The following is a 14,396-nucleotide window of genomic DNA, read 5'->3' on the forward strand; positions in this document are numbered from 1 at the left end:
GCTTAATGAGCTGTCCAGCCGCCATCAACAGGCAAAGCAATGCCAGTCATTGATCGTGCACCGTCCGAGCATAAAAACGCTGCAAGTGCGCCTAGCTCTTCAACTTCAACAAATTTTTTCGTCGATTGTGCGTAGAGCAATACGTCGCGAATGACTTCTTCTTCGGTAATGCCGCGAGCTTTGGCGGTGTCGGGGATTTGTTTTTGCACGAGCGGTGTCATCACATAGCCGGGGCAAATGGCGTTGGCGGTGATACCGTGTTCGGCGACTTCGAGCGCGACGGTTTTAGTCAGACCTAAAATTGCGTGTTTCGATGCCACATACGCTGATTTGAATGGCGAAGCGACCAGTGCATGAGCAGACGCGACGTTAATAATTCGTCCCCAGCCGCGCGCTTTCATGCCGGGTACGGCCAAACGAATCGCGTGGAAGGCGGCGGATAAATTCAGTGCAATGATTAGATCGTATTTCTCTGGTGGGAAGTCTTCGATCGGGCTGACGTATTGCATGCCGGCATTGTTGACCAGAATATCCAGTTGCCCGCAGGTGGACTCAACTTCGCGAATCATCGCTTCAACTGCAGCAGTTTTTGTGAGGTCAGCGCCGATGAAATACACGTCAACGCCGAACTCTGCCGCTAAATCAGCGCGAATTTTTTCGATTTCAACGGGATCGCCAAGGCCGTTCAAGACCAGCGTTGCACCTTGTTGGGCGAGTGCTTTGGCGATACCTAAGCCAATGCCGCTGGTCGAGCCGGTGATGAGTGCAACTTTACCTTGAAGTGACATAAGCTTTCCTGACGTGATTTAGATTTTAATGTTTCAAAAACATACATGAAAATCATTAAAAATACACGTTTTAGAGAAAGCTTTTGTTAATTTTTCTCAGTGGTTCATTCGAGCGCTAAATTGGCATTGGTTAGTAACTCCCGCACCAAATCCGCGCTGGTTTCGACGATGCTGTATTCATCTTGCCCCGGCGCACCCATTTTGACGCTGGGATTGCGATAGGTCATGCCGCTTGGGAACGGTGCGCGGCCCGAGCTGTGAAATTCTCGGCAGCCCGTTTCTGTGACCAATTGCGCAATATTGTGCCCGCGCACGCCCGCGCCAGGCATCACGATCAGTCGATCACCCGCTTGTGCTTGCAGTTTTTTGAGTAAGGCCGCGCCCTCTAAAGCCGTCGCAGCTTGGCCGCTGGACAGTAATCGATTGCAGCCGGTGGCGATGATGTCTTCGAGTGCTTGTTCAGGATTGCAAGCCACGTCAAATGCGCGGTGGAACGTCACTTGCATCGGGGCGGCCAGTTCAACCAAGCGCTTAGTGCGGGGTATGTCGATGCGGCCATCGCTTGTTAATAGCCCGATGACAATACCATCGACACCGATCTTTTTGCACGCCAATACATCGCGCTCCATCACTTCAAATTCAACATCGCTGTACAAAAAATCGCCACCACGCGGGCGGATAATCACGTTCAGCGTAATCCACAAGCGATCACGCGCCGCGGCGAGCTGGCCGTAGGAGGGCGTTGTGCCGCCTTCAAGCAAGTTGTCGCAAAACTCAACCCGCTGCGCGCCGCCTTCCTGCGCCGCAAGGCAAGAGGTCACCGAACCGGCACAAATTTCGAGGGTGATCGGGGCTTGTTGAGTGCTCATCATCGCGAATGTCCTTGGTAGAGAAGTCTTGATTATCAACCAGTGCATCGTGTTTGTAATTAGCAAGAATACCGCTTGCGACGTTGATCAAAACCCAGTGGGGGGTGAGATTGGGTATTGCTCTTGATGCTTTGATTGGCATTGGCTTGATTGATATACATCATTGTATTGCTTGAGCAAAATTGCAGTGGCCGCATTCTGCTGACACGCCCCCGCCTCGCCTGCTAGACTTGCCGCCATTGTGTTATGCGTTTTTTAAAGGATTTGTGATGAGTTTGCGTGTTTTAACGGGCATTACCACGACGGGTACACCGCATTTGGGCAATTATGTCGGCGCGATTCGCCCGGCGATTGTCGCCAGCCAACAGCCCGATAGCGACTGTTTCTTTTTTATGGCCGATTATCACGCGCTGATTAAGTGCGATGACCCAGCGCGCATTGAGCGCTCGCGCCTTGAAATCGCTGCGACATGGCTTGCTGCCGGGCTCGACCCTGAACGCGTGACGTTCTATCGCCAATCCGACGTACCCGAAGTGACCGAACTCAATTGGCTGCTCACCTGTGTGACCGCCAAAGGCCAAATGAACCGCGCGCACGCCTACAAAGGCAGCACCGACGCCAATGAAGCCGCGGGTGAAGATCCAGATGCGGGCATCACGATGGGTTTGTTTTGCTACCCGATTCTGATGGCCGCCGATATTTTGCTGTTTAACCCGCATAAAGTGCCGGTGGGCCGCGATCAAATTCAGCACATCGAAATGACCCGCGACGTTGCGGCGCGTTTCAATCACCTGTTTGGCCAAGGCAAGGATTTCTTTGTCTTACCCGAAGCGCACATCGAAGAACAAGTCGCCACGCTGCCGGGCTTGGATGGTCGCAAAATGAGCAAATCGTACGACAATACGATTCCGCTATTTGAAGGTGGCGCGAAAGCATTGAAAGATGCCGTGGCGAAGATTGTCACCAACAGCCTATTGCCGGGCGAGCCGAAAGACCCAGAATGCCATTTGGTGACGATTTATGAAGCGTTCGCGACACCCGAGCAAGCGGCAAAATTTCGCGCTGATTTGGTTGCTGGCCTTGGCTGGGGCGATGCGAAAAAGCAATTGGTTGAATTGATCGACGCGCACATCGGCCCGATGCGCGATAAATACCAAGCCTTGATGGCGCACCCAGAGCAAATCGAAGAATTGCTTCAAATCGGTGCCGCCAAAGCCCGCGCGATTGCCGCGCCGCTACTGCGTACAGTGCGCGAAGCGGTCGGCCTGCGCAAAATGAACGCGCTGCCCGCAGTGAAAGAAAAAGCCGTCAAGATCGCCTTGCCAACGTTTAAGCAATTCCGTCTGGAAGATGGCCAGTTTTACTTTAATTTCAGCGATGCGGCTGGGCGTTTGTTGTTGACGAGTTCAGGCTTTGCTTCGGGTAAAGATGCGGGGCAATGGGTGGGGCGTTTGAAGAGCGCCGCTGCGCTGCCAGCAGATGCGCCAGTGGCGTTGGCTGAAGGCGTGACGAGTGATGATGTGGCTGCGGCGCTGGTGGCGTTAACGGTGGAGTGATGAGGTGGGGCGCAATGCTGTGGCGTTGCGCCTTATCCTGTTAGTTGATGGAGTATTTTTTTCTTATTTCTCCTGCGCAATTTCATGTAAGAGGCTAAACATCTCGTGTCGCATATCCCCCTCCCTTTTTTGAGCTTCGCTGCGGACATCTTGGCTGATACTGGTCGTGGATTGAGCGGAAGTGAGGTTGTGAAAGCCTTGAACGCTTATGCTGTTGAATACAACTGAATCGCCTCGAGTTTTCTAGACACTGCCGAGCCTTTCGAAATACTGCTTTTCATACTCTACTGGTGATAGCCCATTATTGAAACTATGGCGGCGCTTGGGGTTGTAAAACATCTCGATATAATTGAACACATCTCGACGTGCCTCCTCTCGATTACGGTAGGTTTGTCGTTTGATTCGTTCCCGCTTCAATAGCTGGAAGAAACTTTCCGCGACCGCATTGTCATGGCAATTGCCACGCCGACTCATGCTCGGTTTTAAATTATGCACACGCAGTAGATCCTGCCAATCATAACTACTGAATTGGCTGCCTTGGTCCGAATGCACTAAGACCTCTTGCTTGGGCTGACGTCGCCAAACCGCCATTAATAAAGCTTTAATCGCCAACTCACGGTCCATCCGCGCGCCCATCGACCAACCAACAACCTGTCTTGAGAACAAATCCAATACTGCGGCCAAATAAAGCCAACCTTCGTGTGTGCGAATATAGGTAATGTCAGTCACCCAAACCTGATTAGGTGTATCGACATTGAATTGCCGAGCCAAATGGTTTGGTGCCGTTACGGTGGGCTTGCCACCATAAAAACCACGTCGACGACGATAGCCTGTTTGTGAACGAAGGCCAGCTAAGCGCATTAAGCGCGCGACGCGATGCTTGCCACATTGTTCGCCCATATCACGCAAGTCATCATTAATCTTGCGATAACCATAGACGCAGCCGCTTTCTTGCCACGCTTCAGTGATGATGCCAGTCAAGCGCTGGTCATCAATCGTGCGCAATGATTGTGGTCGTTGCAGCCAAGCGTAGTAGCCGCTGGGATGGACTTGCATCATCTGGCAGAGCCGTCGAACTGGATGTAGTGCTTGATGGTCACGAATGAAGGCGTACCTTACCCGGATAGCTTGGCAAAGTACGCGGCGGCCTTTTTTAGGATGTCACGCTCTTCAGTTACTCGACGTAGTTCAGCTTTTAGTTGCCGAATTTCATCCTGCTGAGTAGTTGTTTGCGGTTGTTCTGGTAAAGGCGTGGCGTAGCGCTTAATCCAGCTGTAGATGCTATGCCCTGAAACCCCCAGTCGCTCAGCGACTTCTGCGACAGGATAGTTGCGTTCTGTCACTTGCTTGACGGCTTCGATTTTGAACTCTTCGGTGTAGCGATTAGATTTGCTCATAAGACCTCCTAATTACCTCATTTTGAGGCTCTTTAGGTGTCTAGGAAACCCGGGGCGATTCAAACATCAATATACCTCATGCGGCGTATCCATTTGATGCCCCAAATAAACGAACGGCGCTTCTAGACAATTTGAAGTGCTTCCCACCGCCTCTTCAGTTCAAGATCGTGAGAGAGCTTTGTGATCATCGAACGTTCTCCAACAAGCAATATGATGAGTTGAAATCGCTAAAAGTAAAACTGGTCTCCCAATTTGCACATCTAGCACCAAAAGACGAATTTTCTAAACTTAATGAGTCGCTTACCGAAGAAACTCGTCACTGGCTCGACAGTTTTCCTAATGCACTAGAGTTGTACTTGCAGGCAATTCATAAATACAAACATGGAATTTTTAGCAGAAACCTGCTTGATGATCTCCGACTCAGCTTGGAGCTATTGCTAAAGAACGTTTTTAAGAACGAAAAATCGCTTGAAAATCAGCTGGGCCATGTTGGCAGTTTCGTTAGTGAAGCAGGTGGTTCAAAAGAGTTTTCAAACATGTTCTCGAAGCTAATCGACTACTACGCGAAATATCAAAATACATATATCAAGCACGACGATGCTGTGGTGGAAGAAGAAATTGAGTTTGTGTTTGAAATTTCATCTTCTTTCATGCGTCATATAATTCGACTTCATGCCAAATCGCCCAGCTTTTAACATGGAGCTTAGCTAAGCACCGTAGGTTGGACTAAGTTTGCGCAGCCCAACGTTTACCGCGACAAAACAACCGCCCGATTCATTCTGGTGGTTTTGTTTTTTATGCGGCTGCGCCGAGTGGTTTTTGGGCGCGGGCTGCGTGCGGCAGGTTCATTTCTTTTGCTTCTCCAAAAGAAACGAACCAAAGAAAACGAGCCCCGGGCGCGCATCGGTCCCCGATGCCCTCGCGTGGCGTGAGCCAAACGATGAGTCCGTTTGTCTCCCTTCGTGCTTCGGTGCGCTTAAACGGGATTTTAAAACCATGAATCCACCATTGGCGTGCTTGGTATCGTGCTGGTGATTGGGCAATCAGGGCTGAATTTTGTATTTGTCGTCATACCGGCGAATGCTGGTATCCAGAGCATCGTTTTGGTTGGTATTGCCGCTGGATTCCGGCCTACGCCGGAATGACGAGTCTAAGGTGGTATCGATGTATTTAATTGCAGCCATTGATTAACAATGTCTAGAAGGCAATACATCTAATTAATTTCAAACCTCGTTGAGTTACGCGAGATCCCTTGTGTCGCGCCGAGCGAGGAACAAGCGGGGCGGGGTTTTTGTGGTCAATGTTTGAGGCCGCAGGCCGAGTTTTGACCGCAACCGCCTCGATTGTGCGTAGCGAGGGCATCCGGCGTAGCCGGACGCAGATACTAGGGTCGCCTTCTTTTGCTTACTTTTCTTGGCGAAGCAAGAAAAGTGAGTGCAGCGGGTCACACCCGCCAATCCAGTGCGATAAAATCGCTACCGAATGAATCATCAAGCAAGGGGGGGGCGGATAACGCCTACGGCTCATCCATACACCCCCCCAAACTTCGCAACCTAAATCAATTTCCTTTACCTACACTTGCTGCTTGGAGGAGGTATGAGCAAAGCCAGTACGATGCAAGACTACACGCGGCGCTTGATGCGCGTGGTGCAAACCTTGTGGCAAGACCCGCTGCGGGTGTATACGACCGAACAATTGGCGGAGGTCGCGCACTTTTCTCCCTTTCATTTTCACCGTATTTATCGGGAAATGATGGGTGAAACGGTGAAGGCGACGCAACAGCGTTTGCGTTTGCATTTTGCCTCGCGTGATTTAGTTGAGGCGGGCGAGCTACCTTTATCGCGCGTTGCCCAGCGTGCTGGGTATCAAAGTAGTGCGGCTTTTGTACGCTCATTTGCCGCTGCGTATGGTGTCACCCCTGGTGTGTATCGTCGTCAGCGTTTGCAGCTAAGCCTCCAATTTAAACTCACTCCGGAGATCGATATGTATAGCGTTGAAATTCGTTCGATTAGCGCCCCTATCCATTTGGCGGCGCGGCGACATCTAGGTCCGTATTTGAATATTGGTGAAGCATTTAGTCTGCTGGAATTGGCTTTGCCAACGCTACCTGCTTTGCCTGATGCGCGCTGGTTTGGTCTTTATCACGATGATCCATATGATGTGCGGCAAGGTGTTGTGGGGGCTGAATTACGTTCAGATGCGTGTGTGGAAATTACGGAGCAGGGCGCCTTGCCAGCTGATTTACAAAAAGTGCAAATCACGGCAGGTCGTTATGCGGTCATTGAGCATCGTGGTGCTTATAGCGAGTTAGAGCAGGCTTATAAATGGCTGATTGGAGTTTGGTTGCCACAAAGCGGTGAAATGCCGCTCCCTGTGCCGGGGATTGAGTTATATCTCAATGATCCGTGTAATACCGAGCCGAAAGATTTGCGAACAGAAGTGTGGCTGGCGCTGGCCGATTAAGTTTTGTTTTGCTAAATATTTTGAGCGAGATCAGATGACTTATAAAGCGGGTAGCCAAACATTATTTTTTCAAGATGCCAGTAGACCCCACTGGGCAGGCCTAGGGGCTCGACCGATGTCGCTGGATGTGTGGTATCCGGCAATCGATAGCGCAGTTGAGCAAACCCATTATTTTGGTGGTGAAGAAGGTTTGTTTCAGATTGAAGGCATCGCCAAAGATGCGCCATTGTTGGCTGGCAAATGGCCGCTGATTGTGCTCTCACACGGCACTGGCGGTTCGGGCTTGCAAATGGGCTGGCTAGGACGGCATTTGGCTTCGCAAGGCTTTGTCGCGGCTGCTATTTCGCATCATGGCAATACTTGTATGGAGCCTTATCTGCCGCAGGGTTTTTTATTGTGGTGGGAGCGAGCGACAGACTTGAGTCGTGTTATTGATTTTATGCTTGATCATGTTGAGTTTGGCGAAGTGATTGCCGCTGAAAAAATCGCGGCTGCGGGCTTTTCATTGGGCGGGTACACCGCGTTGGCGGTGGCGGGCGGAATTTGTAATTTATCGGAATTGTATCGTTTTTGCAGTAGCGATGAGCGCGATGCTTCGTGTGATGCTCCGCCAGAGTTTTCAAGCTTACTGGCGATGCGAGAACAATTAATCGCCAGTGATCCCGAATTTAATCTGGAGTTGGAGCGACATGCTTTGTCGTATAAGGACCCACGGGTTCGCGCTGTCTTGTTGCTAAATACTGCTTTAGGTCACGTGTTTACTTCGGATGGTGTCGCCCAGATTGATATTCCGTTGCATATCGTTGTCGCGGCGGGCGATCAAATTGCACCTGCAAAAAGCAATGGTATGTATCTGGCGCAGCTGATTCCAGCGGCCAAGTTAACCGTGCTGGATGAGGCGGTCAATCATTATGTATATCTGTGCGAAGCGACGCCTGCGGGGAAGCAATACTTGCCCGAATTGTGTTGTGATGATGCGATGGTGGAGCGGCGTTTAATCCATCAACAAACGGCTGAGTTGGCAGTGAGTTTCTTTCAATCTTCGGGTATTTGTGTGTAGCGATTGTTCATGAAGGACTGCGGTTGAATACAGCATGGATTTGTGAGGTCAAAAAACGCAGCTCATTTCGAGCTGCGTTTTCGTTTCGGACTACAAAAGCTTATGCGGCTTTCGCGGCGAAATCCTGCATTTCTGCATGCAGTGCGCCGTAGACTTGGCGCAATTTGCCGTTCAGTTCGGCGATTTGGTCGGTGAGCTGACGGTTCATTTCATCCAATTCTTGGATACGATCTTCCAAGGTATTAGTCGCGTTATGAATGCGTTTAATGCTTTCAAGGCGGCGGCGCAATTGCAATTGATGTTCGCGCACTTGCGTTTCCATCGGCGCCATCACGGCTTTGAGCCAGTTTTCCACATCGCGGTTGGCGACTTCAAACACATACACCACACGGCTGGCGACGGTTTCGAAGAATTTGCGCGTCAAGCGGCCTTGGCTGGTGGTGAGCAAGTTGCCAACGGTGTTGAAATGCTCGCGGAATGATTTTTCCAGTCGCGCGAGTTCTTTGTGGTATTTCAGTGTTGAAAACGGCGGTGGCGTCACTTGGCCTAGACCGTGCTCTTCGCTGAATTTCTTGTACATCGCCGCCATCATCGCTTGAATTTCGGCCACTTGTTCGGCCGATTTGGCAATCGAGCCATTCACGTCGATGAAGAATTTATCCATCGTCGAACGTAAACCACCTTCGCCGAACGAGAATAGGCTGCGATCCATTTGGTCGCGGATGCGTTCGATTTCGGCTTTGAGCGCGTCTTTACCGAGCAAAGAAAATAGTTTGTTAGTCTGCTGGGTAAACACGGAGCGCAACGCTTGGAAACGAACTAAGCCTTGTTCAAAGTGCTTTTTGTCTTCTTGCACTTTGGCCATCATTTGCGCGATGACGTCTTGGTTCTTGCCGCGCAGGCCAGTGAGTTCAGTGAGCTGTTCTTTCACACCGTCTTGGCGCGCTTGCAAAATCGAACGAATTGACGATACAACGTCTTCGACTTCGGATTGCGTTGCATCGCGGACGATGTCTTGTTTGCCCGGCAGCAAATCATCCGATAGCGCGCGTTCAAGTGACAAGAGGCACGATTTGGTTAGTAATGCGTCGTCATTTTGTACTTTGGCGAGCAAGGCTTTTTGTGCCGAAACCGGATAAATTTGCGTGCTTGGCATCGCCAAAAGATCGGCGGTGGTTTTGACTTGCTTGGCGATCTCAGCTTCGATTTCAGCGCTGCTGCGTAAGTCGTCCCAAAGACCGTCAATTTTATTGAGTACGACCAAACGGCCACGTTTGCCGCTTTGGTTGCGCACAATGTGATTGCGCCAAACTTCGATGTCTGATTTGGTGACGCCGGTGTCGGCCGCCAAAATAAACAAAATCGCATGCGCGTTCGGTAGCAGATTGAGCGTCAATTCGGGCTCGGTACCAATCGCGTTCAAACCTGGCGTGTCTAGAATGACCAAGCCTTGTTCGAGCAGCGGGTGTGGGAAATTGATAATCGCATGACGCCAGCACGGAATTTCGACTTCGCCATTTTTATCGAGTGCAACAACTTGATCCGGGTCGCTTTCGTCGTAGAGGCCAAATTTCTTGGCCGTATCAGCGTTCACGCGCTGGGTGCGGCCGATTTCTTTGAAGGCCTCTTGCATTGAATCGGCGTCGTCGATATTCAATGGAATATTGTGCCATTCATCATGGTAATTACGGTATTCAACGGTGGTGACATTGTCGCCACGCGTTTCAATCGGCAGCAATTGCAGGCAAGGTGCGCGCGAACCGTCGTGTAATAGCTCGGTTGGGCACATCGTCGTGCGGCCGGCGCTCGATGGCAGAATGCGTTTGCCGTAATGCGCGAAGAAAATCGCGTTAATGAGTTCTGATTTGCCGCGCGAAAACTCGGCGACAAAGGCGATATTGAGTTTATCTTCTTTGAGGCGATCAACCAGACCTTGAATCCGCAAGGTGGTTTGCGAGTCGTTCAAGTCTTGCTCAGACAGCCAGCGCGAAAGCTGGGCAATCGATTGTGTTAATGAGCCGCGCCATGCGCTGTAGGCCTGAAAATCCGCGACCAAATGGTCATTGGCGGCGACTTCTTCTTGTTTTAGGAAATCTGTACTCATTCATACCCCTCGCGCTGCAGCGCTACGCAGATGTCATCTGCATCAATATTAGTGTTGCTTTATGCCGCTTGCCATATTTATTGTCAATGCTGGCATTGCGTACAAAAGAATGTCGCTCGCTGACCTTGTCGAATTGTCTTTATTGTTGTACCGCATAGCCGGCAAGGCTGTTCGGCTCGACCATACACATAGCTATTGATCATAAAATAGCCTTCGCGCCCATCACTATCAACATAATCCTTCAAAGTGCTGCCGCCTGCAGCAATCGCTTCATGGAGTGTTTCTTTTATGGCAGTAACCAACAGTGTGACTTCAGACAGACTGAGGCTGTTGCCGCTGCGCGTTGGCGCAATGCAGGCGCGAAACAGGGATTCGGAGGCGTAAATATTGCCGACCCCGACCACCATCGCGTTATCCATAATGAGCTGTTTGATCGCAGTTTTACGGGCGCTGAGTTTGGTGAATAAATAGGGGGCATCAAAGTCACTAGATAAAGGCTCAGGCCCCAGTGCTTTTAAGAGTGGGTGTTCTTTAGTTGGGGTATTGCACCACAGCCAAGATCCAAAGCGACGTGGGTCGTGATACCTAAGCCTTTTGCCGTTATTGAGAATTAAATCGATATGGTCATGTTTTTCTGCAGGGAAGGCTTCAGTTAAAACGCGCAAGCTGCCCGACATGCCCAAGTGAATAATCAGTGTGCCGTGCTCAAATCCCAGTAGCAAATATTTGGCGCGGCGAGCTATGCTGTATATTGTTTTTCCACGAAGTAATTCAGGTAAATCGCTTGGTACTGGCCAGCGCAAGCGGCCGTTGCGAATAATCAACTCGCTCACTGTGGTATTCAGTAGGTGATCGTGAATGCCGCGGCGGGTCGTTTCTACTTCGGGTAATTCGGGCATAAGGTGTCTCGCAGCTTGCTAGTTGGACTTTCGCCCCAAGTTTACCTAATATCGCGTCTTAACTTTCAAATTTTGGAATCCTCTATGTCACTGCACATGCACTCATTGCTGGCCGTATTTATTGCGGGATTGACAGGCTGTGCCGCATTAGCGCCTGTGGCGCCGGTCACTGCAGCATCTGCTGTCGCTGAAGCCGCGACTGAGGGTTCTGAGGTCAACAAGGTCAATGGCTATAACCCTGACATGCTGCCTAAAGTGGAGCTCAGCGATGAGTTGTTGATGCGCTTTTTGGTGGGCGATGTGGCTGCGCAGCGCGGTAATCCTGCTTTGGGCGCGCAAGCGTGGCTCGATATTGCAAATCGTACTCAAGACCCTCGTGCGGCGCAGCGCGCAACGCAGCTGGCCTTAACAGCAGGGCAGTTGGCCTTGGCGCAAGATGCTGCTCTATTGTGGGTGGCGGGTGCGCCTTATTCGATACAGGCGCGACAAATCTTGGTCGGTTTGTTGATTCGCAGTAAACGTTTGGATCAAGTTGAGCCTCATTTGCGGGTCATGCTCAATGCCAAGCCAGCGGAAATGGCCCCGTTTTTTATGCAAATGCATCAACTCTGGGATAAAGATGCAGACCGTGCTGCGGTGATTTCGGTGACTGAACAGTTAACCGAGCCTCATCTGAATATGCCAGAGGCTCACTTTGCACGTGCTGTCGCCTTTAGCAATGCCAGTCAAGATGCATTGGCCTTGCAGGAATTGGATGCCGCTTTAAAACTACGCCCATCTTGGGAGCCCGCGGTGCTCTATAAAGTGCAGCTGCTAGGTAGCAAGGATAGCGTTGCAGTTAAGCGCTTATTGCAAGATGCAGCCAAGGCCAATCCAAAGTCTTCGGCGATTTCCATCGCGCAAGCGCGAGGTTTTGCCGAGAATCAAAACTATGAACTGGCTCAGCAGCAGTATGAAGCGGCACTTTCCCAAGATCCTCGTCAGCTTGAAGCTTTGGTGGGGGCTGGTTTAGTCGCGCTGGAGCTACGAGATTTAGATAAAGCGCAGAGTTACTTGGAGCGCGCAGTCACCGTCAGCCCTAAAAGCGTGGCGCAGCTGGGGGTTTACTTAGGGCAAATTGCTGAGCAGCAGCACCGGGATAAAGAGGCTATTAAATGGTATTTGCAAGTCGGTGAAGAGCAGTCGGCGCGAGTAAAAAATCGTTTACCTCGCTTGTACGCCAAGACGGGTCAGCAAGCTGAGGCTGATGTGGCATTGGCCGCCTTACCTGTTGTGACCGTTGATCAGCAAATCAGCAAGGCACAGATTGAGGCTCAAGTTTGGCGAGAAAGAAAAGACCTAGCGCGTGCGCGTGACACCATCACCGCCGCGATCACGCAGCACCCAAAGCAAGCAGAGCTTTACTATGATCGGTCTTTGTATTTAGACATGCTGGGCGATATCGCTGGTGCCGAGGCGGATTTGTTGCGTTACTTGGCGCTGAATCCCGATCATGTACAAGGCCTGAATGCGCTTGGGTATATCCTTGCAAACAGGACGGATAGATTGGCTGAGGCTGATACCTATCTCACTAAGGCAATCACCAAAGATCCTAACAATCCTGTGATTCTCGATAGCTTGGGCTGGCTGCGTTTAAAACAAGGTAAATTGAAAGAGGCTTTAGCCTTGCTCGAGCGCGCTTATGCCGATTTACCCGATCCAGAAGTCGCCGCACATTATGCAGAAGCCTTGTGGCTGACGGGAGATAAAAGCAAAGCCATTGAAGTGTTGGATGCCGCTTCCTTATTGGATGCCGATGATGAGGCTTTGCTCGCAACCCGTAAAAAATTGGGCATGTAATTGCACATTCTCAAACTTGGTCTACTAGGTTTACTGCTGTTGTTAACGGCCTGCGCACAAAAACCGCTCAAACCGCCATCGGAAGGGTTTGCTGCGCAAGGCCGGGTCAATATTCGCAGCCAAACGGAGGCTAATACAGCTCAGTTTGATTGGCTTGCGACACCCGAGCGCGATGTACTGTCGCTCTCCACCCCATTGGGAACGACGCTGGCTGAGCTAACTATTCTCTACCAGCAAGGCGAGATCGTATCGGCCACCCTCAAGCATGGGCAAACCACTGAAGCAGCGGCTGATCCAGAGTCTTTGTTGCAAAACCTGTCTGGCCTTACCTTGCCGGTCTCGGGTATGCGTTGGTGGTTGCGAGGCCTGCCCGATGCGAGACTGCCATTTACCCGTGCGGGAGATTCATTCACACAAAGCGGTTGGCTGGTGAACGCGACTGATTTTCGGGATGGGTCTTTGCCGTATAAAATTGAATTAACGCGTGATGATTTACGCATCCGCGTGATGATTAGCGAATGGAGTTCAGCTGCGCCATGAGTTTTAGCCCTATTGCCGATGAGCAAGGTTTTTTAGCTTATCCCGCACCTGCCAAGTTGAATCTGTTTTTGCATATCGTTGGTCGAAGGGCTGATGGTTATCATTTACTGCAGTCGGTTTTTCAGTTGGTGGATGCGCACGATACAATTTATCTGCGCTTGCGCGATGATGGACAAATCGTGCATCACAACCCGATGCCGGGTGTACCGGCTGACACCGATTTAACTGTACGAGCAGCACGACTACTGCAGTCAAAATTGCAATCAACTTCAAAAATCGGCGTCGATATTCGCGTTGAAAAACGCTTGCCGATGGGCGGTGGAATGGGGGGCGGTAGCTCGGATGCGGCAACGGTCTTGCTGGCGCTCAATCGACTTTGGAATGGCAAGCTGTCGCGGACCGATTTAATGGGCTTGGGCTTGCAGCTGGGCGCGGATGTACCATTCTTTATTTTTGGCCGTAATGCCTTCGTTGAGGGCATCGGTGAAGTGATGACCGAAGTCGAAACACCCGATCGTCATTTTGTGGTTTTACACCCGCAGGTGCATGTTTCTACACCGGAAATTTTTAAAGACCCTAACTTGACAAGAAATACGCCCTCTATTAAAGTTCGCGGCCTTGAGGAGGCTGTGACGCGGAACGATTTAGAGTCTTGCGCGGTACAGAAGTATCCTGAGATCGGTCGGCATTTGGATTATTTAAATCAATTTGCACCTGCTAGAATGACCGGATCGGGGAGCTGTGTATTTGCAGAAATTGCTTCACAAGCCGAAGTAGATGCTGTATTATTCGGCCTTCTTGAAAGTATCAACGGTTTTGCAGTGCAGACGCTAAAACGTCACCCGTTGTACGAATACGCTGATGAAAACGTCAGCGCATAA

Annotated in this window: 12 protein-coding genes; 7 read left to right on the forward strand and 5 right to left on the reverse strand. The window is 50.8% G+C overall.

The genetic code is table 11. The features are described 5' to 3' along the window. Positions 1 to 2 precede the first annotated feature (2 nt). Positions 3 to 788: a 3-hydroxybutyrate dehydrogenase gene (locus tag K4H28_RS15805; protein WP_221006091.1), complete on the reverse strand. Its 786-nt coding sequence runs from the start codon at positions 786 to 788 to the stop codon at positions 3 to 5. Between the two features lie 104 nt (positions 789 to 892). Continuing rightward, positions 893 to 1,660: a copper homeostasis protein CutC gene (locus tag K4H28_RS15810; RefSeq protein ID WP_255573561.1), complete on the reverse strand. Its 768-nt coding sequence runs from the start codon at positions 1,658 to 1,660 to the stop codon at positions 893 to 895. A 263-nt stretch (positions 1,661 to 1,923) separates the two neighbouring features. Here K4H28_RS15810 and K4H28_RS15815 point away from each other — a divergent pair, with 263 nt between their 5' ends. After that, positions 1,924 to 3,213, forward strand: coding sequence for a tryptophan--tRNA ligase (locus K4H28_RS15815; RefSeq protein ID WP_221008075.1), 1,290 nt, complete (start codon positions 1,924 to 1,926; stop codon positions 3,211 to 3,213). A gap of 243 nt (positions 3,214 to 3,456) precedes the next feature. Here the strand turns inward: K4H28_RS15815 and K4H28_RS15820 are convergent. Further along, a protein-coding gene (locus K4H28_RS15820; RefSeq protein ID WP_221006092.1) for an IS3 family transposase occupies positions 3,457 to 4,610 on the reverse strand; the annotation gives its coding sequence in 2 pieces (ribosomal slippage) (positions 3,457 to 4,370 and positions 4,370 to 4,610; 1,155 coding nt in all). Between the two features lie 218 nt (positions 4,611 to 4,828). On the opposite strand from K4H28_RS15820, the gene K4H28_RS15825 reads away from it, so the two are divergent. The 3 genes from K4H28_RS15825 (at position 4,829) to K4H28_RS15835 (ending at position 8,133) form a co-directional block, all read left to right on the forward strand. Next, positions 4,829 to 5,305 carry a hypothetical protein gene (locus K4H28_RS15825; RefSeq protein WP_221006093.1) on the forward strand — a complete coding sequence of 159 codons (477 nt, stop codon included), beginning with the start codon at positions 4,829 to 4,831 and terminating at the stop codon, positions 5,303 to 5,305. Positions 5,306 to 6,206: 901 nt separating this feature from the next. Then, positions 6,207 to 7,073 (forward strand): AraC family transcriptional regulator, encoded by an 867-nt coding sequence (locus K4H28_RS15830; protein ID WP_221006094.1) that lies wholly within the window; start codon positions 6,207 to 6,209, stop codon positions 7,071 to 7,073. A 34-nt stretch (positions 7,074 to 7,107) separates the two neighbouring features. Then, the gene (locus K4H28_RS15835; protein WP_221006095.1) at positions 7,108 to 8,133 is read left to right on the forward strand and encodes an alpha/beta hydrolase family protein; all 1,026 of its coding nucleotides are present in this window, start codon (positions 7,108 to 7,110) and stop codon (positions 8,131 to 8,133) included. 100 nt (positions 8,134 to 8,233) lie between these two features. Here K4H28_RS15835 and K4H28_RS15840 read toward each other — a convergent pair whose 3' ends face one another. Together K4H28_RS15840 and mutM are read right to left on the reverse strand one after the other, a co-directional pair. After that, positions 8,234 to 10,237: a dynamin family protein gene (locus K4H28_RS15840; protein ID WP_221006096.1), complete on the reverse strand. Its 2,004-nt coding sequence runs from the start codon at positions 10,235 to 10,237 to the stop codon at positions 8,234 to 8,236. A gap of 83 nt (positions 10,238 to 10,320) precedes the next feature. Then, a complete protein-coding gene (mutM, locus tag K4H28_RS15845; protein WP_221006097.1) occupies positions 10,321 to 11,136 on the reverse strand; it encodes a bifunctional DNA-formamidopyrimidine glycosylase/DNA-(apurinic or apyrimidinic site) lyase in 816 nt (271 codons plus the stop codon). Positions 11,137 to 11,220: 84 nt separating this feature from the next. Between mutM and K4H28_RS15850 the strand changes: the two genes are divergently transcribed. From K4H28_RS15850 to ispE, 3 genes are read left to right on the forward strand one after another with little or no spacing between them, the layout of a single operon-like run. Next, entirely contained in the window at positions 11,221 to 12,975 is a 1,755-nt protein-coding gene (locus tag K4H28_RS15850; RefSeq protein ID WP_221006098.1) for a tetratricopeptide repeat protein, read from the forward strand. Next, positions 12,976 to 13,515 carry a lipoprotein insertase outer membrane protein LolB gene (gene lolB / locus K4H28_RS15855; protein ID WP_221006099.1) on the forward strand — a complete coding sequence of 180 codons (540 nt, stop codon included), beginning with the start codon at positions 12,976 to 12,978 and terminating at the stop codon, positions 13,513 to 13,515. Continuing rightward, a complete protein-coding gene (ispE, locus tag K4H28_RS15860) occupies positions 13,512 to 14,396 on the forward strand; it encodes a 4-(cytidine 5'-diphospho)-2-C-methyl-D-erythritol kinase (RefSeq protein ID WP_221006100.1) in 885 nt (294 codons plus the stop codon). Before lolB ends, ispE begins: the two co-directional genes overlap by 4 nt.

The organism is Deefgea tanakiae, assembly GCF_019665765.1.
GTDB classification, from domain to species: domain Bacteria; phylum Pseudomonadota; class Gammaproteobacteria; order Burkholderiales; family Chitinibacteraceae; genus Deefgea; species Deefgea tanakiae.

What these genes read in the sequence shown, in the direction of transcription:
- K4H28_RS15805 (WP_221006091.1), bottom strand. Translation starts at nt 788, where the DNA reads ATGTCACTTCAAGGTAAAGTTGCACTCATCACCGGCTCGACCAGCGGC.
- K4H28_RS15810 (WP_255573561.1), bottom strand. Translation starts at nt 1,660, where the DNA reads ATGATGAGCACTCAACAAGCCCCGATCACCCTCGAAATTTGTGCCGGT.
- K4H28_RS15830 (WP_221006094.1), top strand. Translation starts at nt 6,207, where the DNA reads ATGAGCAAAGCCAGTACGATGCAAGACTACACGCGGCGCTTGATGCGC.
- K4H28_RS15835 (WP_221006095.1), top strand. Translation starts at nt 7,108, where the DNA reads ATGACTTATAAAGCGGGTAGCCAAACATTATTTTTTCAAGATGCCAGT.
- K4H28_RS15840 (WP_221006096.1), bottom strand. Translation starts at nt 10,237, where the DNA reads ATGAGTACAGATTTCCTAAAACAAGAAGAAGTCGCCGCCAATGACCAT.
- mutM (WP_221006097.1), bottom strand. Translation starts at nt 11,136, where the DNA reads ATGCCCGAATTACCCGAAGTAGAAACGACCCGCCGCGGCATTCACGAT.
- K4H28_RS15850 (WP_221006098.1), top strand. Translation starts at nt 11,221, where the DNA reads ATGTCACTGCACATGCACTCATTGCTGGCCGTATTTATTGCGGGATTG.
- ispE (WP_221006100.1), top strand. Translation starts at nt 13,512, where the DNA reads ATGAGTTTTAGCCCTATTGCCGATGAGCAAGGTTTTTTAGCTTATCCC.